The sequence below is a fragment of the Bradyrhizobium sp. LB13.1 genome (genome assembly GCF_054056815.1).
On the sequence record NZ_JBSRYQ010000001.1, the window covers coordinates 438,533 to 463,296 of the forward strand.

A 24,764-nucleotide genomic window follows, 5' to 3' on the forward strand; every position below is an offset into this window, starting at 1 on the left:
ATATAGCGTCGGACTTCACCGTAGCGGCCGCCTTGGGCGGTCCGCGTCACGCGATATCGAGACCGTCCCATGAACATCAAATTTTCACGTCGCCGTTTCCTGACGACCAGTGCCGGCGCGCTTGGCGCGGTTGCAATGCCGCATCTTTCCCGCGCGGCCGACCGGCCGGCGGTGACCCATGGCGTGCAGTCTGGCGACGTCACCGTCGACGGTGGCGTGGTCTGGGCGCGCGCCGACCGTCCCTCGCAGATGCTGGTCGAAGTGGCGACGACGGAGTCGTTCAGGGATGCCCGCGCGCTGCCGCCGATCGCGGCGCTGCCCGAGAGCGACTTCACCGCAAAGATGCTGATCGAAAACCTGCCGGGCGGGCAGGACATCTTTTATCGCGTCCGCTTCCGCGACCTTTCGCACACCGCGGTGGAAAGCGAGCCGGTGACCGGCCACTTCCGCACCGCGCCCGCCGACCGCCGCGACGTCAGCTTCGTCTGGGGCGGCGACGTCGCAGGACAAGGCTGGGGCATCAATCCCGACGACGGCGGCATGTTCACCTTCTCGGCGATGCGCAAGCACCGTCCGGATTTCTTTCTGCACTCCGGCGATACCATCTATGCCGACGGTCCTATCCAGTCCGAGGTAAAGCTCGCCGACGGCAAGATCTGGAAGAACGTTACGATCCCCGAGAAGGCCAAGGTCGCCGAGACGCTGGACGAGTACCGCGCCGCGCACAAATACAATTTCACCGACGACAACGTTCGCGCCTTCAACGCGGAAGTGCCGATCTTCGTGCAGTGGGACGACCATGAGGTGACCAACAATTGGTCGCTGTCGAAGGAGCTGCCGGCGACCTACAAGGAGCGCGACGTCACGCTGCTCGCGGCGCGCGCAGGCCGCGCCTTCCACGAGATGTATCCGATGCGCGAGAGCATCGTCGAGCCCGGCCGGGTCTATCGCCAGATCTCCTACGGCCCGCATCTCGAATTGTTCGTGCTCGACGAACGCAGCTATCGCGGCCCGAACGGCCCCAATCTCGAGACCGCTTACGGCCCGGCCAGCTACTTCCTCGGCCCGGACCAGATGGCCTGGCTCAAGCGCGGCCTCCTAAATTCGCGCGCGACCTGGAAGGTGATCGCCTCTGACATGCCGCTCAGCCTCGTCGTGTCAGACACGCCGAAGGGCGGCTCCGAGGCGTTTGCGCAGGGCGACGGCCCGGTGCGCGGCCGCGAATTCGAGATCGCCGACATCCTGCGCTTCATCAAGATGGCGCCGATCAAGAACACCGTGTGGCTGACCGCGGACGTGCACTACGCCGCCGCGCATTATTACGATCCGAACAAGGCGCAATTCCAGGAGTTCGAGCCGTTCTGGGAATTCGTCTCGGGGCCGCTGCATGCGGGCACGTTCGGTCCGAACGAACTGGATAACACCTTTGGGCCGGAGGTGCGCTTCGTCAAGGCGCCCGGCAAGGACGACCAGAACCTGCCGCCGTCCGCCGGCATGCAATTCTTCGGTCACGTCAAGATCGACGGCGGGTCCGGCCAGATGACGGTGACCTTGCGCGACCGCGCCGACGTCGCGCTGTGGTCGACCACGCTTGATCCCAAGCCGGCTTGACCGGCTTCAGGCGCCACGCGACCGTAGCGCGATCTCCAGCGCCTCGCTCGAGCATGGCTTTTGCAGACGCGGCCGCTTGACGAAATCGGGAGCGATCCGTGCTTCGGCGTCGTAACCGGTGACGAAGACGAAGGGAATTTGCAGGGCCGCCAGCCGCTCGGCGACCGCAAAGCTCTTCTCGCGGCTCAGCTCGACGTCGAGCAGCGCAAAATCTGGAGCGCGCGCCGCGATCGCCGCCAGCGCCTGCGCCACCGATCCCACCGTGCGCACGCTCTTCACGCCAAATCCGAGCAGGCGATCCTCGAAGTCGATTGCGATGATCGGATCGTCCTCGACGATCAGGACATCGGCAGGACAGTCTGAACCATCGGAAAGAGCGGGTGCCATCGCCACAACTGGGAGCATGAGGTTTCTCTGATCAGGACAGCCGCGTCACGACGCCTGCGCCCAGCGCGCCGGAGGGTTCCCGGAACGAAACCCACCACATCGCAGTTGTTGGGTCTGTCCACTTGTGCACACAGGACCTGGCCGGAACTCGCTAATGTGGAGGCGGATGGGAGTTTAAGATGGACGCGCGCACCAGCAACGCCACCGAGATCGACAGCCGGCCGACCAACAATCTGCTGCGGCGCTTGAGCCAGGCCGATTTCGCCCTGCTTGCACCACACATCATGGTCGAAATCGCCGCGGCGAATGAACTGCTCTACAACCCCGGCGACGACGTCCAAGTGGTCCATTTTCCATGCGGGCCGGCGCTTGCGACCTTTGTGGTTCCCAATGAGGACGGCCGCGATGTCGAGACCATTCTGGTCGGCCGCGAAGGCGCGGTCGGCGGCATCGTCAGCGAGGGCTATCTGCCGGCCTATACCCGGATCTGCGTGAAATTCGGCGGGCCGTTTGCGCGAATTCATGTCAGCAAGCTGGAGGCCGCCAAGCAGCGCTCGCCGTCGTTGCGCCATGTCTTCGCTCGCTACGCCGATTGCATGCTGGCGCAGATCTTCCAGTCCACCGCCTGCAACGCCATTCACTCGATCGAGCAGCGCACCGCCAAATGGATGCTGGCGGCGATGGAGCGGACCGGCGACGCGAGCAGCGTGCCGCTGACGCACGAACAACTCGCGACGCTGCTCGGCGTCGGCCGCAGCTACGCCAGCCGCGTGCTCCAGTCGTTCAAGGCGGAAGGCGTGCTCGACACACGGCGCGGATCGATCCTGGTCCGCAACCGCGAGGGCCTCCGCCTGCGCGCCTGCATGTGCAACGAGGCCGTGAAGATGCACTTCGAGGAGGTGCTGCGCGGGGTCTATCCGACCGAGGAGGGCGAACCTCAACTCGGCATGAGGTCCAAACGCTGATACGCGCGCCGAAGCCTGGCTCAATAAGACCGCGAACCCATGCCAGAACTGTTGAGCGGGAAGAATTGAAATACGATCCGATAGTGCCCGCGAGCAGTTTGCTAAAAGTCGGATCCAACCTCTTCCATTTTGGCCAGCATGCCTGGCCAACCGCCGCCCATAGCGCGATAGCCGCCTTCGTCTTCCGGCCGGAAGCCAGATTGCTCCATCCGAACGGCCGTGCCGCCGCCGACTGCTGTCCAGGTCACGATGGTTTTGAGGCCGCCTTTGGCCTGTTCGCCGGAGGCGTTCCAACTGTAGACCAGCCGCTCGCTCGGAACGATTTCCAGAACTTCGCAGTCCGTGACGCCATTCCATCCGTACATGGGCTGAGCGCGAAAATTAAAATGGTGGCCGACGCGAAGCTCGAAGTCGTTCTTCATCAACCATCGGTCAATGAGAGCTGGCCGCGTCAGTACACGCCACACCTTGTCGGGTTGGTAAGGCAGCGTGCGCTCAACAATCAATGAGCGCAGGGCGACAGCTTCGGTCACTGATCCATCTCCCTCAGTAAATTTTCCATTTGATTGAAGCGCTCGCGCCAGAAACCTTCGTAGTGCCCAAGCCAATCGATAAGAGGCGCGAGACCATCGGGCTGGGCGCGATAGAACACCTGCCGACCATGACGCTCGTCCGTGACCAATCCGGCCGAGCGCAAGGCTTTGAGATGTTCCGATACCGAAGGCTGCGAGACGTGGGCGCCAGCAGTTAGGGCGCTCACGGTCAGGTCTCCCTCTCGCGAAAGCCGCTCGAACAGGCCCCGTCTGGTAGGATCGGACAAAACTCGAAAGAGCTCAGTCGCCTGTGTTTGGCTCATCATTATCCATAGGGTGCTACCTATGGATTTGTCAAGAATACATCGGCGTATGACTATGGATCGTGGTTCACGATGATCCCGGTCGAACCGCGGCGGCGGGCATCGCGGAACCCTGGACGCTAACCGCCCATCCCGGTTGGGCCCGAGTCGAGGTTCGCAATGTCGGAGAAGCTACGGACTGGTCAAAGTCGCCTTTCACCAAGCAGCCGGTAACGTCCGGGCACGGCTGGCGATCGAAGAGTTCTCTCCCGGCCTGCCCCATAACCCCCGGGGATTCCCGGACAAAATTCAATCAACCAACCGCCAAAGAACACATTGTTTTTTGGCGGTTTTTGCATATATTGCGCCGCAACGCACAGGGTACCCGGTCGCAGAGACCGGGTTTCCTTTTTGGGCGGAAAGCGCCCCGTTTCCAGACTTTCAGCGTTGTTTCGAGAACAGGTCCCGGTCTGACCGGCGAGATCGCGCTTAACCCATTGTCCGACCGCAAAGAAGCTCACTCATGAACCTTCGCAACATCGCTATCATCGCCCACGTCGACCACGGCAAGACAACGCTCGTCGACCGTCTCCTCCAGCAATCCGGCACCTACCGCGAGAACCAGAAGGTGACCGAGCGCGCCATGGACTCCAACGATCTGGAGCGCGAGCGCGGCATCACCATTCTGGCGAAGGCGGCCTCGGTGCAGTGGAAGGACACGCGCATCAACATCGTCGACACCCCCGGCCACGCCGATTTCGGCGGTGAGGTCGAGCGCATCCTCAACATGGTGGACGGCGCGCTGGTGCTGGTGGACGCCGCCGAAGGCCCGCTGCCGCAGACCAAGTTCGTGGTCTCCAAGGCGCTCAAGGTCGGTCTGAAGCCGATCGTCGTCATCAACAAGGTTGACCGTCCCGACGCGCGGGCGACCGAAGTCATCAACGAGGTGTTCGACCTGTTCGCGGCGCTCGACGCCAGCGAGGAACAGCTCGACTTCCCCATCCTTTACGGGTCGGCCAAGCAAGGCTGGATGGCCGAGAGTCCGGATGGGTCGCACGAAGCCGGCATGCAGCCGCTGTTCGACCTGATCGTGCGCCATGTCGCGCCGCCGACCGTCGAGGAAGGCCCGTTCCGCATGATCGGCACCATTCTCGAAGCCAACCCCTATCTCGGCCGCATCATCACCGGCCGCATCACCTCAGGCTCGATCAAGCCGAACCAGGCCGTGAAGGTGCTGGGCGCCGACGGCAAGATGATCGAGCAGGGCCGCATCACCAAGATCCTCGCCTTCCGCGGCATCGAGCGCACCCCGCTCGAAGAAGCCGATGCAGGCGACATCGTCGCGATCGCCGGCCTGACCAAGGGCACTGTCGCCGACACCTTCTGCGATCCGTCGGTCGAGACCCCGCTCGTGGCGCAGCCGATCGACCCGCCGACCGTGTCGATGTCCTTCATCGTCAACAACTCGCCGCTCGCCGGCACCGAAGGCGACAAGGTGACCAGCCGCATGATCCGCGACCGCCTGCTGCGCGAGTCCGAAGGCAACGTCGCGCTGCGGGTCGTCGAAGCCTCCGACAAGGACGCGATGGAAGTCTCGGGCCGCGGCGAATTGCAGCTCGCGATCCTGATCGAGACCATGCGCCGCGAAGGCTTCGAGCTTTCGGTGTCGCGTCCGCGCGTCGTGCTGCAGAAGGACGAGGCCACCGGCGCCACCCTGGAGCCGATTGAGGAAGTCGTGATCGACGTCGACGAGGAGCATTCCGGCGTCGTCGTGCAGAAGATGAGCGAGCGCAAGTCCGAGCTGGTCGAGATGAAGCCGTCCGGCGGCAACCGCCTCCGGCTGGTGTTCTACGCGCCGACCCGCGGCCTGATCGGCTATCAGGGCGAACTGCTCACCGACACGCGCGGCACCGCGATCATGAACCGTCTGTTCCACGGCTACGCGCCCTACAAGGGCGAGATCCAGGGCCGCCGCAACGGCGTCCTGATCTCCAACGATCAGGGCGAAGCGGTGGCTTATGCCATGTTCAAGCTGGAAGATCGTGGTCCGATGATGATCGAGCCAGGCTGGAAGGTCTACAAGGGCATGATCGTCGGCGAGCATACCCGCGAGAACGACCTCGAGATCAACATTCTCAAGGGCAAGCAGCTCACCAACATCCGAACCACCTCGAAGGACGAAGCGGTGCGCCTGACGCCGCCGATCCGGATGACCCTGGAAAAGGCGCTGGCCTATATCGAGGACGACGAGCTGGTCGAGATCACGCCGAAGTCGATCCGTCTGCGCAAGCGGCACCTCGACGCCAACGAACGCAAGCGCGCGGAAAAGTCCAAGGAAGCGGTGGCGTAAGAGCCACTCGGACACACGACGAATGCATCATGGCCGGGCTTGTCCCGGCCATTGACGTCTTCGATACTGGTGTCAATGACGTGGGTGCCCGGGACAAGCCCGGGCATGACGATGAAATTGACCGCTATGTCCCTTCCCTCCTCAGTCGACGTCGCGATCATCGGCGCGGGCGCCGCCGGCCTCGGCGCGGCGCATGCGCTGGCAGGCTCAGGGCTTTCCGTGATCGTGCTGGAGGCGCGTAACAGGCTCGGCGGCCGCGCCTGGACCGTACAGGCCTCGCCCGAAGTCACCTTCGACGTCGGCTGCGGCTGGCTGCACTCTGCCGACAAGAACTCCTTCGTTCCGATCGCTCGGCAGCTCAATTTCGAACTCAATAACGACCTGCCGCCCTGGAGCGATCGCGCCTTTGGCGACGCGTTTCCGGAAATTCTGCGCCAGGATTTCGTGCGCGCGATCGATCAGTTCTACGATCGCGCCTCCGAGGCTGCGGAAGCAGGCGAGGATGCTCCTGCCTCCCGCTATCTCGAACCCGGCAACCGCTGGAATCCCATGATCGACGCGGTCTCGACCTATGTGAACGGGTGCGAGCTCGATCAGGTCTCGCTCCTGGACATGGAAGCCTACGAGGACACCTACTTCAATTGGCGCGTGCGGGCCGGATATGGGACCCTGATCGCGGCCTATGGCGCGCCTTGCCCGATGGCGCTGAACTGCAACGTCACGCTGATCGATCATTCCGGCCAGCGCATCCGCATCGAAACTTCACAGGGCGCGCTGGCCACGGACAAGGTGATCGTCACCGTGCCGACCAACCTGATCGCCGACGAAGCAATCCGGTTCTCACCTGCGTTGCGCGCCAAGGTCGATGCCGCAGCCGGCCTGCCGCTCGGCGTCGACGACAAGGTGACGCTTGCGCTCGAGGACGCCGAAGCCTTTCCGAAAGAAGGTAATTTGCGCGGCGCCACCATGCGTACCGCCATGGGCACCTACCACATCCGCCCGTTCGGCCAGCCCTGCATCGAAGGCTTTTTCGGCGGCAGCTTTGCCCGCGAGTTGGAAGCCGCCGGCGAAGGCGCGATCGCCGCGCAAAGCATCGACGAAATCGCAGGCTTTCTCGGCAACGACATCAGGCAAAAGCTGAAGCCGCTCTACGAGTCCCGCTGGGCCCACGATCCCTTCGCGAGAGGCTCATATTCGCACGCGCTGCCGGGCCACTCCGGCGACCGCGCCGTGCTGGCCGCGCCGGTAGATGGGCGGTTGTTCTTTGCGGGAGAAGCGACGTCGCCGAACTTCTTCACGACGGCGCATGGAGCGAGGGACTCAGGGGAGCGCGCGGCGCAGGAAGTGCTGGCGGCTTCAAACAAGCCGTAACAGCAAACTCCGTCATTCGATCACCCGTGCCCGTAAATCCGCGTCCGGCACAAAGCACGCGTCATACTTGCCGAAGATGCGATAGCGGTTGCGTGCGATGAGGCTGTACACAGCGTTTCGCAACGGTTTGGGCACGGCGAACAACGCGCGCGTCCAATTCCATCCCGGCAAGTTCGACAGCACCGTCAGCGCGGCGTCCGACTTCATGAAGACGTCGACGCCATGGATAACAGCATTTGTATCCGGATCATCCGGATCGATGCCGAACGTGCGCGCGAGCCGGGCGCCATAGTCCGACTGGATCGGCGTGAAGCGAAACCGCTTCGCCGTGTCCCGCTGCGCGACGAACCGCACCCAGCGCGAACAGAAGATGCAGACGCCGTCGAACAGGATCACGTCGTCATCAGGCCATTTTGGCATCAGCGCTTATCCAGCGTCAGGAGCGCGACCAGGAAATACAGCGTCATGGCTTTTTGCCAGCCACCGGCTTCAGTGCGCGATCGAGTTCGGCACTCGCGGCTTTGACGCCGGCCTCGGTTTCGATCGTCCAGTGCCCCTCGCCGCTGGCGGCCGGCAGGGTGCGGAAATCGACCTTGCCGCCGCTGCCGCGAAATGCGTCGACCAACATTTTCGAGAATGCCGGTGCAAAATAGCTGTCATTGGTGGCAACGAGCCACGTGACGGGGATGCGCGCGGCCTTGCCGAATTCAGCCGCTGCCGCGAGAAGCGTCTGCGGCGCGCAGATCCGGTTCGGCTCGTCATTGGCATGGCCGCCGCGTCCCGGCGCAAAGGCGATGATGGCGGAGATCGCTTTCGGATCGGCATTCGCGAACGCCAACGCGCCCCAACCGCCGGCGGAATGGCCGATCACGATCGCGGCGTCCTCGCGGATAAAATCCTGCTTTCGCAAATCCTCCAGCGCGAGTGAGATTGCGTCGGCCGTTGCGCGGCCCGAGCGCGCATAGTCCGCCTCGTCACAGCCGCCCTGGTCCTCGGCATAGCGGCCGCCGGTCGCGCCATGGCCGAGCCGTTCCGGCACCAGCACGGCGAAGCCGCGCGCGATGAGGAATGCGGTGAGCGCGCGATATTCCGGCTGTGGCATTTGCGCGCGCCGCAAGCCATTTTGCGTCGAGGCATGCGCGATCACCGCAAGCCGGAACGGGCCGGCACCTGGCGGGCGAAACAGCAGAGCATGCGCGGCGATGTCGGTACCCGGCGATGGCACGCGCCATTGCTGCCGGCGAAATGGATCACCCTCCGCTCCGGACGAGCCAAACGTGACCTGGGCGCACAGAGGCGGCGCAGTCAGCAGGGCCAGGAGAGGCAGAAGCACGAGGGTGTTGAGGAGCCGCATGAATTGCCGGAGGCGAGAACAGCGACCGTCACACTAATAGGAACGAATCAATATCGGCAGACTTTCTGCGTTGCCATTGCCGTTCATTCGTTGCCGCAAAGCAGTTTTGCACCGACGCACGGCACTCCGGTGCCATTCGAATCGGCGCCTTGTCTTTTTTCGGTACAACATGGTGAAAATACTGATGCAGAAAGTCCACAGGTTAACCCATAATTAACGATAGGTCTTGCCGTTGGCGCGGCGACTTGGTTTGATTGCGTCCATGAGCACAACCCTGATCGAGGTCCGGCCGGCCAAAGCCGCAGATGCAACCGCGGTGGCGTCCACCCATGACGAAGCCTGGCGCTCCGCCTATCAGGGCATCATTCCCGGCGCCGAGCTGGAAAAGCTGATCAACCGCCGCGGTCCGCAATGGTGGGACAGCGCGATCCGCAAGGGCAGCCGCGTCAGCGTGCTGGTGTTCGGCGACAAGATCGCGGGCTATGCCAATTACGGTCGCAACCGCGCCCGCAGCCTGCATTTCGACGGCGAGGTCTATGAGCTCTATCTGCGTCCCGAATTCCAAGGCCTGGGCTTCGGCCGCCGCCTGTTCACCGCGGCCCGCCGCGACCTGATGCAGAGCGGCCTGAAGAGCATGGTGGTGTGGGCACTCTCGGACAACGATCCGGCCACCGAGTTCTACCGTGCCTTGGGCGGCCGCATGGTGGCGCGCTCGTCGGAGCGTTTCGGGCCGAAGTCGCTCGACAAGGTTGCCTTCGCTTGGACCAATTGAGCTGCTGAAGTCCAGCCGGCAGCGCTTCCCTTCCGTCGATACCGCTGCCTTTTGAGCCGGTGATCGCTGGATTCATTATTTCACAAAAACGCGATGGATCAGCGGGGCAAGCCCGCGTATGACAGCGCCAAAATCGCTGCCGGGTGCGATTTAACCTCGGCAACAACGGAGCCTTGAATGCGTATCGATGCGGTCTCGATCGGGAAAAACGTACCACAGGACGTCAACGTCATCATCGAAGTCCCTGTGGGCGGTGAGCCGATCAAATACGAGATGGACAAGGAAGCCGGCACGCTGGTGGTCGACCGCTTCCTCTACACGCCGATGCGTTACCCCGGTAACTACGGCTTCATCCCGCACACGCTGTCCGATGACGGCGACCCCTGCGACGTCCTGATCATCAACACCCGCGCCATCATCCCCGGCGCCGTCATGAGCGTGCGCCCGGTCGGCGTGCTGTTCATGGAAGACGAAGCCGGCGGCGACGAGAAGATTTTGGCGGTGCCGTCCTCGAAGCTGACGCAGCGCTACGACAAGGTGAAGTCGTATTCCGACCTGCCGGACATTACGCTCCAGCAGATCCAGCACTTCTTCGAGCACTACAAGGATCTCGAACCCGGCAAGTGGGTGAAGATCCTGCGCTGGGGCGGCCCCGAGGATGCGCACAAGCTGATCCTCGAAGGCATTGATCGCGAGAAGAAGAAGGCCTGAGCTGTCCTGTCCCAGCGCAGCACCGCATCGTTGCACGCGGCGCGGCGGCGGGACGCGAGAATTTGAGTTACACCGCCGGCTTCGGCAGACCCGCGATCGCGCAGGCGGCGCGCAGCGTATTCACCAGCAGGCACGCGACCGTCATCTGACCGACGCCGCCCGGCACCGGCGTAACGGCGCCAGCCACTGCGAGCGCTTCCTGGTAGGCAACATCGCCGACGAGACGCGTCTTGCCGTCGTCCTTCGGGATCCGGTTGATGCCGACGTCGATTACGGTCGCGCCCGGCTTCAGCCAGTCGCCGCGCACCATCTCGGCCTTTCCGACCGCGGCGTAGACGAGGTCGGCGCGCTTCACGAGCCCGGGCAGGTCGCGCGAGCGCGAATGTGCGATGGTCACCGTGGCGTTCTCGTTCAGCAACAGCTGCACCAGTGGGCGGCCGACGAGGTTGGAGCGGCCGATCACGATGGCGTTCATGCCTTCGAGCGAAGCATGCACGCTCTTGGTCAAAATAATGCAGCCGAGTGGCGTGCAGGGCGACAGCGCCTCGAAACCGCCGGCGAGGCGGCCGGCATTGTTCGGATGCAGCCCATCGACATCCTTGGCGGGATCGATGGCATTGACGACGGTCTCGGTGTTGAGGCCCTTGGGCAGCGGCAGTTGCACCAGAATGCCGTGCACGGCGGGATCGCGGTTGAGTTTTGCGACCAGCGCCAGGAGATCTGCTTGCGAGACGTCGGCCGCCAGCTTGTGCTCGAACGACGCCATGCCGGCAGCCTGGGTCTGGGTGTGTTTCGAGCGGACATAGACCTCGCTCGCCGGATCGCTTCCGACCAGGACCACAGCAAGGCCCGGCACCAGATTGTGCTCGCGCTTGACGCGGGCGACCTCGTCCGCGACGCGCGCACGCAGTTCTGCGGCGATGACTTTTCCGTCGATGATCTTGGCGGTCATGCCTCTTTCCTCAGTCTGTCGATTTGGCTGATGCGAGCTGGCGCAGAGCTTCGCCGAGCCGCGCCGGATCGCCGTCGACCGCGATCTGCTTCAGCCGGGAGGTCGCTCCCGACAGGAGCTTTACGCTGGCCTTGGGCACGCCAAGCGATTTCGCCAGCAGCACCAGAACGGCCTTGTTAGCCTCGCCGCCATCTGCGATGGCGCGCACCCGCACCTTGAGCACGCTGCGGCCATCGGCCAGCTGCTCGATGCCGTCGATCTCGTCGCGGCCACCGCGCGGCGTCACCCGCAGCGCGATGCTGATTCCTGCGGCTCCGTAACGCCAAGGTTCCATCAATATCCGATGACGAGAGGCATAACGTTGTAAACGATCAACTTCTCGATCAGATAGATCAGCAAGATCAGGATAATGGGCGAAATATCGAGGCCGCCCAGATTTGGCATGATCGACCGGATCGGCGCCAGCAGAGGCTCGGTGATTCGGTACAGAAATTCGGCAATTGCTGCGACCAATTGATTGCGCGTATTCACGACGTTGAACGCGATGAGCCACGACAAGATGGCTGAGGCGATCAAGAGCCAGACGTACAGGTCCAAGATCAGCAGAATGATTTCGAGAATAGCACGCATCTGATGGGGAGCTCGCAGGGGAGGAAGACTGCTAGATATCGGTTCCCCCCGAACCAAACAAGGGAAGTCGGTGCCGGGATGGCTAAAACCGGGTTGCACCCGTCCTTGACTTGACCTTGCCGGGGACTTAAATGGCGCCCGGTTGTCGGCCGCATTGACCAGAGCGGCCAGCAAAGGGGCCATAGCTCAGCTGGGAGAGCGCGTCGTTCGCAATGACGAGGTCGGCGGTTCGATCCCGCCTGGCTCCACCAGCCTTCGCAGGCTGCGCCTGCTTCGGCTCGGCAAGCCGCTTCGTGGCGAAGGCTGCCGCACCATAGCCCGAAGGGGCGACGGCGGCCTCCATCCGAAATTCTCCCCTACTTCCCCGTAAACCTTGGCGGCCGCTTCTCCATAAAGCTCGCCACACCCTCCCTGAAATCGCTGCCGTTCAGCGCCACCATCATTTCCCGATTGGCCTCGATCGTCGCCTCCGCCAGCGTCTGGAACGGCACCTCGTAGAGTTGCCGCTTGATCACACAGCCATCGCGCTCGGCGAGACGAAATCGGCGAGATCGCGTGCATAGGCATAGGTCTCCTCGCGGAGTTTTTCCGGCGGGCAGAGCCGGTTCACCAAACCGATCCGCAATGCCTCGTCGCTCCCCACGCGCCTCGCCGAGAGCAACATATCCATCGCGTTGGCATGACCGACGATGCGCGGCAGCATCCAGCTGATGCCATGCTCGGCAATCAGACCGCGCCGCGCGAAGGCGGTGGTGAACACGGTGTTGTCGGCGGCAAAGCGCAGGTCGCAATAGAGCGCGTGGACGAGGCCGATGCCGGCGGTCGCCCCGTTGAGCATGGCGATCACGGGCTTCCCGATCGACGGATAGAAGCCATAGCGCGTCTGCCAGTCGGGCCGCCGGTTCATGTCGAAGGGCGGCAGGTTCGACGCTCGCCTGACGTCATTGGGGTCAAGCCCCTTCAGTGCATCCATGTCGGCACCAGCGCAGAAGGCCCGGCCCGCGCCGGTGAGTACAATGACGCGGACATTGTCATCGGCGCTCGATGCTTCCATCGCATGGCGCACGTCGCGCTCCATGATGGGCGTCCACGCATTCATGCGGTCGGGCCGATTGAGCGTGATGGTCGCGACCTTGTCGCTGACCTCATAGAGAATGTGTTCATAGGCCATGGCGCTCTCCCTTTGTTTGCCGGCGCAGTTTCACACGCGCTCGTTGGCGGCAAGCCTAGCATATAAAGGGATGAGACAAGGGCTTGCGCCAAGGACCTGAGAAGGCGCGATCACTCGGCGGCTTGCGCCAGCATCGGTCGGCGCGCCAGCCAGCCGTCGATGAAGTGATCGAGCCAGGCGCGTTCGGCGGCATCGTAGACGGCACGGTCCGCGAAATGGTGATGCCGCTGCCGCGCGCCGGGCGCGCTGAGGCCGTCATAGCCGCGCGTGGTCCAGCAATGCATCATCGCGTAGGTCACGTCAGGATGAAACTGCACGCCGAAAGCGTTGCCGACGCGAAACGCCTGCACCGGAAAATCATCGCCTTCCGCAAGCAATTCAGCGCCAACCGGCAACTCGAAGCCTTCGCGATGCCAATGATAGACCCGCGCCGGCCAATTCGGGCAGAGCCCGTGTCCCGCTTCTGTCGGGCGGATCGGGTAATAGCCGATCTGGGTCAGGGCATCCGCATGCGGCGCGACGCGGGCCCCTAACTGCTTCGCGAGCATTTGCGCGCCGAGGCAGATGCCAAGGAATGGCCGCTGTTCGCGGAGCGGAATTTCGATCCAGTCGATCTCGCGGCGAATGTAGTCGTCGGGATCATTGGCGCTCATCGGGCCGCCGAAGACCACGGCGCCGGCATGCTGGTCGAGTGTCTCGGGCAGGGGATCGCCGAAGCGGGGACGACGGATGTCGAGGCGATGGCTGAGCGCGCGCAGCGCATTGCCGACGCGGCCCGGCGTCGAGGACTCTTGATGCAGGATCATCAGAACCGGCAACCGGGTTTCGGAGGCGGCGACGTTGGGCGTCCTTCTGGGGAAGGGCACCACTTCTGCGTCACCAAACCTGTTCGTCCGGAACGACATGGTCTCTGCGAGTGCTATCGGTTCAGACCGCCAGCATAACTAAGCGATCGTTAATTTCGTGTGAGTTTGCGTACACACGCCCGATATTGAAGCAAGCTCCGGGCCACGACGGAATCAGAGCTCCCATTACTACCTTTGCCTCTGGAACCAGCTGGTGGCGGACAGGATGAAGCCGCGCGGGAAGAAACGCAGCGCGAACGGCACAATCTTGATGCCCAGGCCGGGAAGCACTGCCCGTTTGTTGGCCATCAGGCCGCGATAGGCCTGCTGTGCAACGTCGGCGGCAGAAACATTGAGAAGGGCCGTGTCGTGTCCGGACCCAACGCCGGCGCGCGCCTGGAATTCGGTGGGCACCGGCCCCGGGCAAAGTACGGTGACGCGAACGCCGTGCGGTGCAAGCTCCGCCCGAAGGGCCTCGGTGAAGGAAATCACATAGGCCTTGGACGCGTAGTAGACGGCCATGCCGGGGCCGGGCAGAAAACCGGCGACCGATCCGACATTGAGAAGACCACCCTTGTTCCTGATGAGCTGATCGGCAAAGCGCAGCGACAGATCCGTCAGCGCGCGGACATTAACATCCACGATGCCGAGCTGCTCGACGCGGTCGCGCTCGATTGCGTCACCGAATACGCCGAAGCCGGCATTGTTGACGAGATGATCGAGCTCGACGCCTTCGGCAGCGAGTGCGGCGGCGATCTTCTCGCCGGCATCCGCGTCCTCGAGATCGCAGGCGATCACGATCGGCTTCTTGCCGCCCTTGGCCGCGAGCTCGTTCGCGAGTGCCTCCAGCCGGTCCGCCCGTCGCGCCGTCAGCGCAAGACGGTGTCCGTTCGCGGCGAACACACGCGCCAGCTCCGTGCCGATGCCCGCCGAGGCACCGGTGATCAACGTTACCCGCTCAGTCACGATCGAAGTCTCTTGAATTGAAGTTTTTTGGCCTGCAATGCTGGAACGAGAGCATAGGCCGTGCGCGACAGGCAAGCGGCACCCGCCGCATAGCCACTTGAGCGGGAAACGGGGAAGCAGGAAAACCATGGATTTACAGGGGAATCCGGAACCCAGGCAGCCCAGAGGCTACATTAAAGTTTCGTCATGTGGTCTGTACAACCGCCAATTCGCGGTGTTGGCACAGGTCACCCGCCGACCGCGTTGTCCTTGACCGGGCCGCCGGCGCGGTCTGCGACCGCGTGCTTCAGGTCGATCCGGTCGCGCTGGGAAATCCCGAGCAGGTCAGAGGCGCGCCAGACGACATTGTCCTCAAATTCAGTAACCTGGCCATCGGCATAGACCAGCTCCCACATCATCTGGACGATGCGCCTGCGGCACTCTTCGTCGAGCGAGCGCATCATGACGCTGGTGAAGTGATAGAGGTCGACCGCCTCGCCCTCGACCTCCGTCGCATCCGCGATCAGACGATCGGCAGTGCCGCGATCGAGCCCGAAATGGCTTTCGATCAGGCTGTGCAACTTGCTCTGCTCGGCAGCCGTCGGCTGGCCGTCCAGAGAGACCACATGAACCAGCAGCGCGGTCGCCGCCAGCCGGTAATCACTGTCACCGAATGCGCGGTCCTGGGCATGAGGGGCAACAATGTCGGCGATGAATTGGCGCAGGCCGTCGAGCATAAGATCCTACCGAAATCGATGAAACCGCGGGGGTGCGGCCGCTATCAGCCTTATATGAGTGGGAAACTCAACCGGCGCAACGTGCGTCAGTTGCGCACGCTGATTACGTTTCGGCAATCTGTTCCACCTCCGTCATTGCAAGACTTTGGCGAGCGTGATCCGCCCCTCACGGTATCTCGTACACCACCATCTTGTCGGCGATGCCGCGCAGGGCCGCATGTTTCTGGATCGGCTTGATCGCACGCTGCTGGAGCAGCTCAGCAACCGCGGGCGCATCCAGCACCGGCCCCGTGATGTGAATCTCTTGTGCGGTCGACAGGCTCTGCACGCGGGCGGCGATGTTGACGGTCTGACCGAAATAATCCTGCCGCTCGTTGAGCATCACCGCAAGGCACGGGCCTTCATGGATGCCGATCTTGACGATGAGGTCGCCAGTGCCGCGCTTCTTGTTGAGCTCGTCCATGGCTGCGCGCATCCGCAGGCCGGCGACGATCGCATGCTCGGGTCGGACGAAGGTCGCCATCACGGCGTCGCCGATGGTTTTCACCACCGCGCCTCTCTCCGAGGAGATGATCTCGAGCAGCGCATGGAAATGCGCGCGCACGAGATCGAAGGCGGCCAGATCGCCGACGCGCTCGTAGAGCGCGGTCGAGCCCTTCAAATCCGTGAACAGGAAGGTGAGCGAGGTGATCTGGAGCCGCTGGTCGAGACTGAGATTGTCCGCCTTGAACACATCGCGAAAGGTCTGGTTCGACAGCATCCGCTTGGCAGTCAGGAACGGCTTGCGCTTGCCTATGAGGTGATGGAGCGCCTCGGCCGCGATGAACACCGACGGCAGCACGCGTACGCCGGCCTGATTCTCCAGCGACAGCCGCAGCGGGCCCGGCCGCAGGGTCGTGGTTCCCGTCGGCGCCTGCACCTTGTTGTACATGATGGCGAACTGCTGACGGTCCTTGGTCGGCTCGCCCTGCACGTCGATGAAATGGGCTGCGTGCGTCACCGGCTCGAAGATGATGATGAAGTCGTTCGGCAGTTGCAGCGACATGGTCGCCTTCTCGCCGGACGAGAGTTCCATTGTATCCAATGTCACCTCGTTGGCGAGCGTCGCGAACGATTCCTTGTTAAAGTCGACGCCCGAACTCCAGAACACCTGCTTGAAATACTCCCATACCGGAAGCGTGTCAGGATCGTGCGCTGCAATGCGCCGGACACGCGAGTTCACGGTGAAGGAGACCTCGACCTGATCGTCGACGGAGGTCTTGTAGCCGCAGGCGCAAAGCGCACAGTGATACTCATCCGGCTTGAGCGCCTTCAGCGTCGAATGCGCCCCCAGCACGCCGCCGCAGCCCGGGCACAGCACGTTCCAGCCGAGATCGAACAGGCCGAGCCGTGCCGAATGCAGGAACGCCGAGATCACGCGCTCTTCGTCGAGGCTGTGCTCCCTGGAGAAGTCGAGGACATTGACGCGGTTGAGCTCGTGATCCTCGCCGTCCTCGATGAGGCGCGTAATCGCGTCGACCACCTTCGCATCGGCGGTCTGCTTCAGAACGGAAAACTGGGCCTGGATATCGCTCATGGCGCAACTCTATCTGTGTTGGATCACTCCATCGGCGAGGCAAGCGCCTCTCACCGACGCGTAATGCGGAACAGGGGTGAACGGTCCGGCTGGGTCGTGACGACGCCGAGCGGGATCACGGGATTTGCGGTATCGGCAAGCTCGACACGGAACGCGCCGATCAGCCGGCCCAGCGCCAGCACGGATTCGGCTTGCGCGAACGGAGCGCCGATGCAGACGCGCGGCCCCGCGCCGAACGGCAAATAGGCGAAGCGGTCGGGCGCTTCTTTCGCCATGAAGCGCTTTGGAATGAACGCATTCGGCTGATCCCACAACTTCTCGTGCCGGTGCAGCAGCCACGGCGCGATCATGATGATGTCGCCCTTGCCGATCTCGACGCCGGCCGCGTTGTCGTTCTCGCGCGCAGCTCGGGCGATCAGGAAGGCCGGCGGATAAAGCCGCATGGTCTCCTCGATCACCGCGCGGGTGAACTTCTGGCGATCGATGTCGGCCATGCTGTCGAGGTGCTCGCCACGGGTCTCGGAGGCGACCTCCTCCTGTGTGTCCGGATCGAGCGCGAGCAGATAGAGCGCCCAGAACAGTGCCGTCGCCGTGGTCTCGTGACCCGCGAGGATCATGGTCGCGACTTCGTCGACAAGTTGCTCGTCGGAAAAGCCCTTGCCGGTTTCAGGATCGCGCGCCTCGTCCATGAGGTCGAACAGGTCGCGCGGCGGCGCGCCGTCCTTCTTGCCCATCTCACGCCGCTCGGCGATCAGCATTGCGACGAATTCAGTCCAGCGCTTGCGGAAACGGGCGCGGGCAAAATCCATCGGGCTCGGCCAGGACAGCGGCAGCACCATGTCGAGCAAGTACGGCCGCCCGAGCCGGGCTCCGTACTCCATGACGAAGTTGCGCAAGGTCGGGCCGTGCCGGTCCATGCCGAACGAGAACATGGTGCGTCCGGCGATCTCCAGCGTCATGCGCTGCATGATCTCGCGCAGATCGACCGGCTCGCTCGTGCGCGCATCCAGCTTCACGATAGTCTCGTCGAGCACCGCCGTCATGGGCGGGACCAGGTTTGCCGTCGCGCGCGGCGTGAACGCCGGCGCGAGGGTGCGGCGCTGATGCGTCCAGGCATGGCCTTCGGCAATCAGAAGACCTTCGCCGAGCACGGGACGCAGCATGCGGATGCCCGCCGGGGTGCGCGAATAATTCTCGTAATTGCTGAGCAGAACGTGCCGGATCGCATCCGGCTGGTTCAGGATGAAACTGTTGCGGGAGAAGAAACGGCCTGCGATGACGTCCTCCTCATAGGCGCGCTGTCCCCAGGTCGCGATCATGTTCCGCTTGATCACCGCAAGCCGGCCGAGGAACGACATATCGTCGGGCGCACGCGGCGGGGTCGGAGGGACGATGGGCCGACGCACGCTGGCGATATTCATGGCTCTCTCCCGCGGAGGTGACGCAGGCAAATAGCTAGTAAGTCAGCTCGGCAATCGCAATCCTGTTCTCGGAGGCAGGCCAGGTGCGTGCCACAATTCGTTCTTCGTTGAATTGAGCCACGATGTTACGCCCGACGTCGCCGGCCGGAAGGCGCAGTGTTGCTGTCGAATCCGTGGGCACACCCGATTTGACGTCGGCCGGGCCCTTGCCGTCGAGCAGCACCACGTCGCGCGGCAAGCCGACGTAACCGCGCGGACGCGACAGGATGACGACAGCCGCGGCGTCCTTGTCCGCGGGCCCGAGCGGACGCGCGGCGCGCAGATGCACCATTTCTGACGAGCGGGGGAAGGGTGAGCGGTAGATGTGCGTTGTCGGCGCATCCGGCGATCTCAGGACGAACTCGAGCGACCAGGAAGGCTCGACCTGCGCCGGGCCCCAGCGGCCGTCGGCGCCGGTCTTCGCGCTGTGCACGGCATTGCCCTTGCGCTCACCGGTTTCAGGATCGACGCGAAAGACATCAACGGTTGCGCCCGCCACCGGCCGATTGGTCGGCGCGCCGCCCGGCGTGCCCGTCACCAGCCCGCCCAGCCTCACGCTCTGCTCCGGCACGATCGCGATGCGCGCGGGCTCACGTCCCGCGATAAATTTGTAGATCTCGCGGAAGGCTCGAGGGTGAAACGCCACCTCGCGATGATCAAGCGCGCCGAGCACGAGATTGGTGGCCCCCTTCAACTCTGGACCTTCAACGGTGACGCCAGTTGGCGTGCCCGGCTTGCCGATGAAGCGGCCATCGGCCTGCGCGTATTTTGTCCATGCCGTCGCTACGCAAGGTGAGAAAGGCAACACCCGGCGTCACCTCGCTCTCGCCATCGTTCAGGCCGCGCAGGAATGCGCCGCGGCCGTTGAACTCGCTGTTGAGCTGGTCGTCGGTCGCGAACACGCCGTGATTGGGCGTGCCGCACAGCACGGCATGGCTGACATCGCCGGCACCGCCGTTCTTGATCACGTTACGGATCGCATAGCCGCCGCGCGAGCTGCCGACCAGCGCCACGCGGGATGCACCGGCCCGACGCTTCAATTCGGCGATGGCGGCGGCGAGCTCGCGGCGCTGGTCCTCGGTCGAGGAGCGGCCGGCTTGCTCGACCTTGTCGTCGCTTCGTGCATTGGGATGGGTGAAATTGATCGCCTGCATGCGGTCACGCGCAATGCCGTTGGATTCCATCCGCCACATCGTGGTCATCCAGAGCGCGTCGTAGTCGCCATTGCCATGGACGAACAGGATCGGCGGCACCTCGCTCGGCGCGGCGGGGGCGGGTTGGGCCAACGCGCCCGCCCGCAAGCTCGCAATTGCGAAAGGCAGGCTGCCCGCACCTTGCAAGATCATCCGTCGCGACAGCTTCATGTGTTCCTCCCCGGCAAAACCATCTCTTTGCACCGCTTATACCGGCCTAACCACTGGACAGCGAAGGACTTTCGCGGGCATCACTGAACATTCCGGAATCGCTGAAGCCACTTCTGCCAGACCTCCTGGAAGGGGATATGACCGAGCAGACGAACCGTCAGAGAATTGCCGCCGACGGCATCACCGCGCCGCTGCGTTACACCGTGTTCCGGCGCATCTGGCTCGCCAGCCTGCTCTCCAATCTCGGCCTGCTGATCCAGGGCGTGGGCGCCGCCTGGGCGATGACGCAGATGGCGGCCTCGGCGGACAAGGTGGCGCTGGTGCAGACCGCGCTGATGCTGCCGATCATGCTGATCTCGATGCCGGCGGGCGCCATCGCCGACATGTATGACCGCCGTATCGTCACCCTGATCGCGCTCGTGATCGCGCTGACTGGCGCGACCGCGCTCACGATCCTGGCCGGGTTCAATCTCATCTCCCCGGAAACGCTGCTCGCTTTCTGCTTCGTGGTCGGCAGCGGCAACGCGCTGTTCGGTCCGGCCTGGCAGTCCTCGGTCAGCGAGCAGGTGCCGCCCGATGCACTACCTTCGGCCGTGGCGCTGAACGGCATCAGCTACAACATCGCGCGCAGCTTCGGCCCTGCGGTTGGCGGTGTCATCGTCGCCGCGCTCGGCTCGGTGGCGGCGTTTGCGTGTAACGCGATCCTCTATCTGCCGCTGCTGGTGGTGCTGCTGCTCTGGCGGCGCAACAACGAGCCCTCGCGTCTTCCGCGGGAGAAGCTCAACCGTGCCATGGTGTCGGGCTTCCGCTACATCACCAATTCGCCGCCGATCAAGATCGTGCTGCTGCGCACGCTGGTGATGGGCCTGATTGGCGGCGCCATCATGGCGCTGATGCCGCTGGTCGCGCGCGACCTGCTGCATGGCGGCGCGCAGACCTACGGCATCATGCTGGGCGCCTTCGGCATGGGCGCAGTGGTCGGTGCGCTCAACATCCACGAATTGCGCAAGCGCATGAGCGGCGAAGCCGCGATCCGCGCCTGCACCATCTCGATGGCGTTTGCGATGGCCGCGCTCGCGGTCAGCACCGAGCCGGTGCTGACCGCGGCTGCGCTGGTGCTCGCAGGCGCAGTCTGGATGGCCGCCGTCGCGCTGTTCAATATCGGCGTGCAGCTCTCGGCGCCGCGCTGGGTCGCCGGCCGCTCGCTCGCGGCGTTCCAGGCCTCGATTTCCGGCGGCATCGCGATCGGTGCCTGGGGCTGGGGCCATCTCACCGACTATGCCGGTGTCGAGGTTGCGCTGCTGACGGCCGCCGGCCTGATGCTGATCTCGCCGGTGCTCGGGATCTGGCTCACGATGCCGCGCGTCGGTGCCCGCAACGAAGACGCCGATGTGCTGGCCGATCCGGAAGTCAAACTGTCGCTCACCGCGCGCAGCGGGCCGCTGGTGGTCGAGATCGAATACCGCGTCTCGCAAGAGAACGCGCGCGCTTTTCACAACGCGATGCAGGACGTGCAGCTCTCCAGGCAGCGCAACGGCGCCTATGGCTGGTCGATCGCGCGCGACATCGCCGATCCCGAATTGTGGACCGAGCGTTATCACTGTCCGACCTGGCTCGACTATCTGCGCCAGCGCAACCGCTCGACCCAGTCCGAACGCGCGCTGCATCAGGAGGCGATCGCCTTCCATATCGGCCCCGATCCGGTGCGGATCCGCCGCATGCTGGAGCGCCCGTTCGGCTCGGTGCGCTGGAAAGAAGACACGCCGGATCGCGCCGGCACAGAGGTGCTACCGGTGGTCGCGACCGCGGCGGGGAGCAGCACGTAGATTTTTCGCAATCCGACTCCGCGTCCTACTGCCCGTGATCCGTCAGCACCTTCTCGCAGCCTTTGCTGAGTCGGGTACGGTTCTGCTTCAAGCAAGCGAGCACGGCGCCATCGCCGTTGTTCATCACCGGACGGCAGAAGCGCGTGACGTCGCGTGCGCAGGCGTCGTGTCCGGGCTGCTGTTGCGCGGACGCGCCCGATGCGCACACAATCAAACAAACAATGAAAAGAAATCTGGTCATCGCGCAATGCCTCTTACCCGGAAGAACGTGCGGGCGAAGCTAGTGCGACGATCTCCTGGTCGCAACGGCTTTATTCGCAGACTGTATGCGCCGCCGCGTGGCTCCGGCTTGACGCCGGGGCACATCGCGAGGGGAGCTAACCGACGCAACGATCGTTATCATTGCTGTTACTGACCGTCTCTTACTGACCGTCCTGGGCGTCAGCGACCTTGCGTGACGCGCCACCCTTGGCGAGATCCTTGTCCATCACCGCGCGGCAACCGACGCTCAGATCCGAACGATGCTTCATCATGCACGCCGTGATCTTCGGGATGTTGGGGATTTCCGACGAGCACAGGCGGAAGGCGTCTCCGGTGCACTGCTGCTGCGCTTCGGACGAGAAGGCGAAGCTCGAGCCGGTTGAGGCGATCGAGACGATTGCGGCAAAGCCCAGAGCCAGGCTGGTGTCGCGGATCTTGCTACTCAAGGACTTGGTGTTCAGCGAGTTGGTCATTTGAAGCTCCCACTGGCACCGCGGAAGCGGGCCCATTGTTGATGGGAACGACGATGCTCCAGCAAAACAGTTTCGACTGTGATGACGGTCACGGGCGGCCCCCGCTCTGTGACATCAGTCACTTTGGCGCACCCCGCTGAAATTCCTTCGGATCCGCTGTCGTGTTGGTGTCACGTTAACCGATCCTTCGCATTAATGGATCGGCGAGCGGGAAATTCCGCAGGTTTGGTTGCGTAATTGGAAAGAGTAGCGATGCGTAATGCGTTGGGCCTGATGCTGGCCAGTGTAGTTGCAGCGGTCGTGATTGCCGCCGGCGGTTGGTTTTATTATTCCTCGCGCGCCGATCAGGCCGCTCCCAAGACAATTGCAGCCCGTGCCGCCGATCAACTGCCGGCACCGGCAAAGCTCGCCGCCAGGGATGACGTCGAGACCACTGCAGCGATCGCCGGCAAGCCGGCGTTACCCGCTCCGGCGCCAGCCCCGGCCATGCCGGTGCAGCAGAAATCGACCTGCGCAAATCCGAATGCACTGGGCGTGTCCCGCGTCGTCGAGATCGACACCACCGGCGGTCCCGGCTTCGGCTTCGAAACTTTCAAGCAGTTCGACTTCCTCACCGACAAGGAGGTCGTGCTGACCTTCGACGACAGTCCCTGGCCGGTCAACACGCCCGCGGTGCTGAAGGCGCTTGCGGATGAATGCACCAAGGGCCTGTTCTTCTCGGTCGGCAAGCACGCGACCTACCATCCGGAAATCCTGCGCCAGGTGCTGGCCCAGGGCCATACTGTCGGCACACACACCTGGTCGCACCTCAATCTCAACAGCAAGAAGTTGACGGAGCAGCAGGCCAAGGACGAGATCGAGAAGGGGTTCAGCGCGGTGAAGCTCGCGCTCGGCACCAACCCTGCGCCGTTCTTCCGCTTCCCGCAGCTTCAGCATAATCCGGCAATGGTGAGCTATCTCGGCACCCGCAACGTCGCGATGTGGTCGACAGATCTCGATTCTTTTGACTTCAGGAAGGGCGCTACCCCCGAGAAGATCGTCGAGACGGTGATGACCAAGCTCGACAAGCTCGGCAAGGGCATCGTCCTGATGCACGACTTTCAGAAGCACACCGGCGAGGCACTGCCGACGCTGCTCGCACGGCTCAAGGCCGGCGGCTACAAAATCGTGCAGATCAAGGCGAAGACGACCTTCCAGACGCTGCCGGAATATGACGAGGCGCTGCTGAAGGACCTGAAGGTGCCGACCTCGAGCGCGCGTCCGATCGGAAACGTGGTGCAGACGGTTTCGCAGTAACGCGCCCGATCAGATCAAAAACTCTTGCGTCATGGCCGGGCTTGTCCCGGCCATATGCTTTTTGGGAGCAATGACCCTTACCGGTAGATGCCGTGGCGATGCAGCTCGCCGATGATGCGGCCTTCGGTCCAGCTGCGCTTGTGCTTCGGCTTGTCCGCCTTCGCGGTGGACTTCGCGGCGGGTTGGGCCGTAGCGGGCGCTGAGGTCGTCGTGGTCGGCGCGGTCGCAGCAGGGGCCGTGAGCGAAATCGCGGGCGGGCGATCGAGATATTTCGGAGCTTCGGCGGCTGGCGCTGCTTCGCTCACCTGCGTCGGCGCGCTCGTTGTCGCCGTGGTTTGCGGAGCCGAAGCCTGTTCGTTGGTCGAGGCCAGTGACAAGCCGCGCGGGCCGCCGGCTTGGGCAGATGCGGAGGCCAGCACCATGGCGGCGGCCACCAGAATGATCTTGCGCATATGAATTCTCCCCGTGTTTGGCGTGAGCTGGACACTACGGGAGCCGATCGCGAGGTTATGTGATCACGATCACTCATGCTGGCCGGCCAGAAACTCGGCATCAAGGAGGTCGACGACGGCATTTGGCTCGCCAGCTTCATGCAGTATGATTTGGGATATTTCGACCTGGAGCAGAAAACCCTGCAACCCCTCGACAACCCGTTCGGGACGAGGTTGTCACCCATGTCTTAGGTACGACCTGTTACCGATGTCTCCGGGCTGGACACTGAGGCGCTGGTGCCGCAAGAGGGATTCGAACCCCCGACCCCGTCATTACGAATGACGTGCTCTACCAACTGAGCTATTGCGGCGAACCCTGCCGGAACACGGCAATGCCGGTCCCGATACGCGCGCTCGTGATATCGGGCATGGCCCGAATTG

25 protein-coding genes, 2 tRNA genes and 2 pseudogenes are annotated in these 24,764 nt (G+C 63.5%); 10 read left to right on the forward strand and 19 right to left on the reverse strand.

The features are described 5' to 3' along the window. The first annotated feature begins 69 nt into the window (after positions 1-69). Complete coding sequence (locus tag ACVWYI_RS02090) at positions 70-1,611, forward strand: alkaline phosphatase D family protein (protein WP_456661085.1); 1,542 nt, start codon at positions 70-72, stop codon at positions 1,609-1,611. Between the two features lie 6 nt (positions 1,612-1,617). Here the strand turns inward: ACVWYI_RS02090 and ACVWYI_RS02095 are convergent, their stop codons facing one another. Then, on the reverse strand, positions 1,618-2,016 hold the full coding sequence (locus ACVWYI_RS02095) for a response regulator (protein ID WP_456661086.1): 399 nt from the start codon (positions 2,014-2,016) through the stop codon (positions 1,618-1,620). Between the two features lie 161 nt (positions 2,017-2,177). On the opposite strand from ACVWYI_RS02095, the gene ACVWYI_RS02100 reads away from it, so the two are divergent. Continuing rightward, positions 2,178-2,963 carry a Crp/Fnr family transcriptional regulator gene (locus tag ACVWYI_RS02100; protein ID WP_456661087.1) on the forward strand — a complete coding sequence of 262 codons (786 nt, stop codon included), beginning with the start codon at positions 2,178-2,180 and terminating at the stop codon, positions 2,961-2,963. Positions 2,964-3,064: 101 nt separating this feature from the next. Here ACVWYI_RS02100 and ACVWYI_RS02105 read toward each other — a convergent pair whose 3' ends face one another. Both ACVWYI_RS02105 and ACVWYI_RS02110 read right to left on the reverse strand, forming a co-directional pair. After that, positions 3,065-3,496: an SRPBCC family protein gene (locus tag ACVWYI_RS02105; protein ID WP_456661088.1), complete on the reverse strand. Its 432-nt coding sequence runs from the start codon at positions 3,494-3,496 to the stop codon at positions 3,065-3,067. Continuing rightward, a complete protein-coding gene (locus tag ACVWYI_RS02110) occupies positions 3,493-3,819 on the reverse strand; it encodes an ArsR/SmtB family transcription factor (RefSeq protein WP_247352419.1) in 327 nt (108 codons plus the stop codon). The genes ACVWYI_RS02105 and ACVWYI_RS02110 overlap by 4 nt, the downstream gene beginning before the upstream one ends. Before the next feature lie 502 nt (positions 3,820-4,321). On the opposite strand from ACVWYI_RS02110, the gene typA reads away from it, so the two are divergent. Continuing rightward, positions 4,322-6,148 carry a translational GTPase TypA gene (gene typA, locus ACVWYI_RS02115; protein WP_247444147.1) on the forward strand — a complete coding sequence of 609 codons (1,827 nt, stop codon included), beginning with the start codon at positions 4,322-4,324 and terminating at the stop codon, positions 6,146-6,148. Between the two features lie 126 nt (positions 6,149-6,274). Continuing rightward, on the forward strand, positions 6,275-7,519 hold the full coding sequence (locus tag ACVWYI_RS02120) for a flavin monoamine oxidase family protein (protein WP_354048533.1): 1,245 nt from the start codon (positions 6,275-6,277) through the stop codon (positions 7,517-7,519). Between the two features lie 12 nt (positions 7,520-7,531). On the opposite strand, the gene ACVWYI_RS02125 is transcribed toward ACVWYI_RS02120, so the two are convergent. Further along, positions 7,532-7,939, reverse strand: a complete 408-nt coding sequence (locus ACVWYI_RS02125) for a thiol-disulfide oxidoreductase DCC family protein (protein ID WP_456661089.1) — start codon at positions 7,937-7,939, stop codon at positions 7,532-7,534. Positions 7,940-7,982: 43 nt separating this feature from the next. After that, positions 7,983-8,873, reverse strand: a complete 891-nt coding sequence (locus ACVWYI_RS02130) for an alpha/beta hydrolase family protein (protein WP_354048422.1) — start codon at positions 8,871-8,873, stop codon at positions 7,983-7,985. A 262-nt stretch (positions 8,874-9,135) separates the two neighbouring features. Between ACVWYI_RS02130 and ACVWYI_RS02135 the strand changes: the two genes are divergently transcribed. Then, entirely contained in the window at positions 9,136-9,645 is a 510-nt protein-coding gene (locus ACVWYI_RS02135; protein ID WP_007598725.1) for a GNAT family N-acetyltransferase, read from the forward strand. Between the two features lie 177 nt (positions 9,646-9,822). Then, positions 9,823-10,356, forward strand: coding sequence for an inorganic diphosphatase (gene ppa, locus ACVWYI_RS02140; protein WP_247352428.1), 534 nt, complete (start codon positions 9,823-9,825; stop codon positions 10,354-10,356). Positions 10,357-10,423: 67 nt separating this feature from the next. Here the strand turns inward: ppa and ACVWYI_RS02145 are convergent, their stop codons facing one another. Genes ACVWYI_RS02145 through ACVWYI_RS02155 form a run of 3 tightly spaced genes read right to left on the reverse strand, consistent with a single transcriptional unit; the run spans position 10,424 to position 11,938 of the window. Continuing rightward, positions 10,424-11,308 (reverse strand): bifunctional methylenetetrahydrofolate dehydrogenase/methenyltetrahydrofolate cyclohydrolase, encoded by an 885-nt coding sequence (locus ACVWYI_RS02145; RefSeq protein ID WP_247444151.1) that lies wholly within the window; start codon positions 11,306-11,308, stop codon positions 10,424-10,426. Positions 11,309-11,318: 10 nt separating this feature from the next. Next, a complete protein-coding gene (locus ACVWYI_RS02150; protein WP_456661090.1) occupies positions 11,319-11,642 on the reverse strand; it encodes a DUF167 domain-containing protein in 324 nt (107 codons plus the stop codon). Further along, complete coding sequence (locus ACVWYI_RS02155; RefSeq protein WP_247352886.1) at positions 11,642-11,938, reverse strand: YggT family protein; 297 nt, start codon at positions 11,936-11,938, stop codon at positions 11,642-11,644. The genes ACVWYI_RS02150 and ACVWYI_RS02155 overlap by 1 nt, the downstream gene beginning before the upstream one ends. A gap of 175 nt (positions 11,939-12,113) precedes the next feature. Here ACVWYI_RS02155 and ACVWYI_RS02160 point away from each other — a divergent pair. Then, positions 12,114-12,189, forward strand: a tRNA-Ala gene (locus ACVWYI_RS02160). A gap of 105 nt (positions 12,190-12,294) precedes the next feature. Here ACVWYI_RS02160 and ACVWYI_RS02165 read toward each other — a convergent pair. From ACVWYI_RS02165 to ACVWYI_RS02195, 7 genes and pseudogenes are all read right to left on the reverse strand, one after another. Then, positions 12,295-13,109 (reverse strand): annotated as a pseudogene (locus ACVWYI_RS02165) (enoyl-CoA hydratase). A gap of 110 nt (positions 13,110-13,219) precedes the next feature. Then, positions 13,220-14,014 (reverse strand): glutamine amidotransferase, encoded by a 795-nt coding sequence (locus ACVWYI_RS02170; protein ID WP_456661091.1) that lies wholly within the window; start codon positions 14,012-14,014, stop codon positions 13,220-13,222. A gap of 129 nt (positions 14,015-14,143) precedes the next feature. Further along, positions 14,144-14,920 carry an SDR family NAD(P)-dependent oxidoreductase gene (locus ACVWYI_RS02175; RefSeq protein ID WP_456661092.1) on the reverse strand — a complete coding sequence of 259 codons (777 nt, stop codon included), beginning with the start codon at positions 14,918-14,920 and terminating at the stop codon, positions 14,144-14,146. Between the two features lie 227 nt (positions 14,921-15,147). Further along, the gene (locus ACVWYI_RS02180; RefSeq protein ID WP_456661093.1) at positions 15,148-15,636 is read right to left on the reverse strand and encodes a tellurite resistance TerB family protein; all 489 of its coding nucleotides are present in this window, start codon (positions 15,634-15,636) and stop codon (positions 15,148-15,150) included. A gap of 166 nt (positions 15,637-15,802) precedes the next feature. Beyond that, on the reverse strand, positions 15,803-17,212 hold the full coding sequence (locus tag ACVWYI_RS02185) for a DUF5939 domain-containing protein (protein WP_456661094.1): 1,410 nt from the start codon (positions 17,210-17,212) through the stop codon (positions 15,803-15,805). A gap of 50 nt (positions 17,213-17,262) precedes the next feature. Continuing rightward, on the reverse strand, positions 17,263-18,633 hold the full coding sequence (locus ACVWYI_RS02190) for a cytochrome P450 (RefSeq protein ID WP_456661095.1): 1,371 nt from the start codon (positions 18,631-18,633) through the stop codon (positions 17,263-17,265). Between the two features lie 34 nt (positions 18,634-18,667). Then, a pseudogene (locus ACVWYI_RS02195) lies at positions 18,668-20,036 on the reverse strand (hydrolase). Positions 20,037-20,173: 137 nt separating this feature from the next. Between ACVWYI_RS02195 and ACVWYI_RS02200 the strand changes: the two are divergent. Next, entirely contained in the window at positions 20,174-21,862 is a 1,689-nt protein-coding gene (locus ACVWYI_RS02200; protein WP_456661096.1) for an MFS transporter, read from the forward strand. A gap of 25 nt (positions 21,863-21,887) precedes the next feature. On the opposite strand, the gene ACVWYI_RS02205 is transcribed toward ACVWYI_RS02200, so the two are convergent. Together ACVWYI_RS02205 and ACVWYI_RS02210 are read right to left on the reverse strand one after the other, a co-directional pair. After that, positions 21,888-22,103, reverse strand: coding sequence for a hypothetical protein (locus tag ACVWYI_RS02205; protein WP_247352449.1), 216 nt, complete (start codon positions 22,101-22,103; stop codon positions 21,888-21,890). Between the two features lie 181 nt (positions 22,104-22,284). Beyond that, the gene (locus tag ACVWYI_RS02210; RefSeq protein ID WP_456647578.1) at positions 22,285-22,596 is read right to left on the reverse strand and encodes a hypothetical protein; all 312 of its coding nucleotides are present in this window, start codon (positions 22,594-22,596) and stop codon (positions 22,285-22,287) included. A 252-nt stretch (positions 22,597-22,848) separates the two neighbouring features. Between ACVWYI_RS02210 and ACVWYI_RS02215 the strand changes: the two genes are divergently transcribed. Further along, on the forward strand, positions 22,849-23,892 hold the full coding sequence (locus ACVWYI_RS02215) for a polysaccharide deacetylase family protein (RefSeq protein ID WP_247352452.1): 1,044 nt from the start codon (positions 22,849-22,851) through the stop codon (positions 23,890-23,892). A 77-nt stretch (positions 23,893-23,969) separates the two neighbouring features. Here ACVWYI_RS02215 and ACVWYI_RS02220 read toward each other — a convergent pair whose 3' ends face one another. Then, positions 23,970-24,344, reverse strand: a complete 375-nt coding sequence (locus ACVWYI_RS02220) for a hypothetical protein (RefSeq protein ID WP_456661097.1) — start codon at positions 24,342-24,344, stop codon at positions 23,970-23,972. 75 nt (positions 24,345-24,419) lie between these two features. Between ACVWYI_RS02220 and ACVWYI_RS02225 the strand changes: the two genes are divergently transcribed. Further along, a complete protein-coding gene (locus ACVWYI_RS02225) occupies positions 24,420-24,575 on the forward strand; it encodes a hypothetical protein (RefSeq protein WP_456661098.1) in 156 nt (51 codons plus the stop codon). Positions 24,576-24,618: 43 nt separating this feature from the next. On the opposite strand, the gene ACVWYI_RS02230 is transcribed toward ACVWYI_RS02225, so the two are convergent. Continuing rightward, positions 24,619-24,694 (reverse strand) — tRNA-Thr (locus tag ACVWYI_RS02230). Positions 24,695-24,764 lie beyond the last annotated feature (70 nt).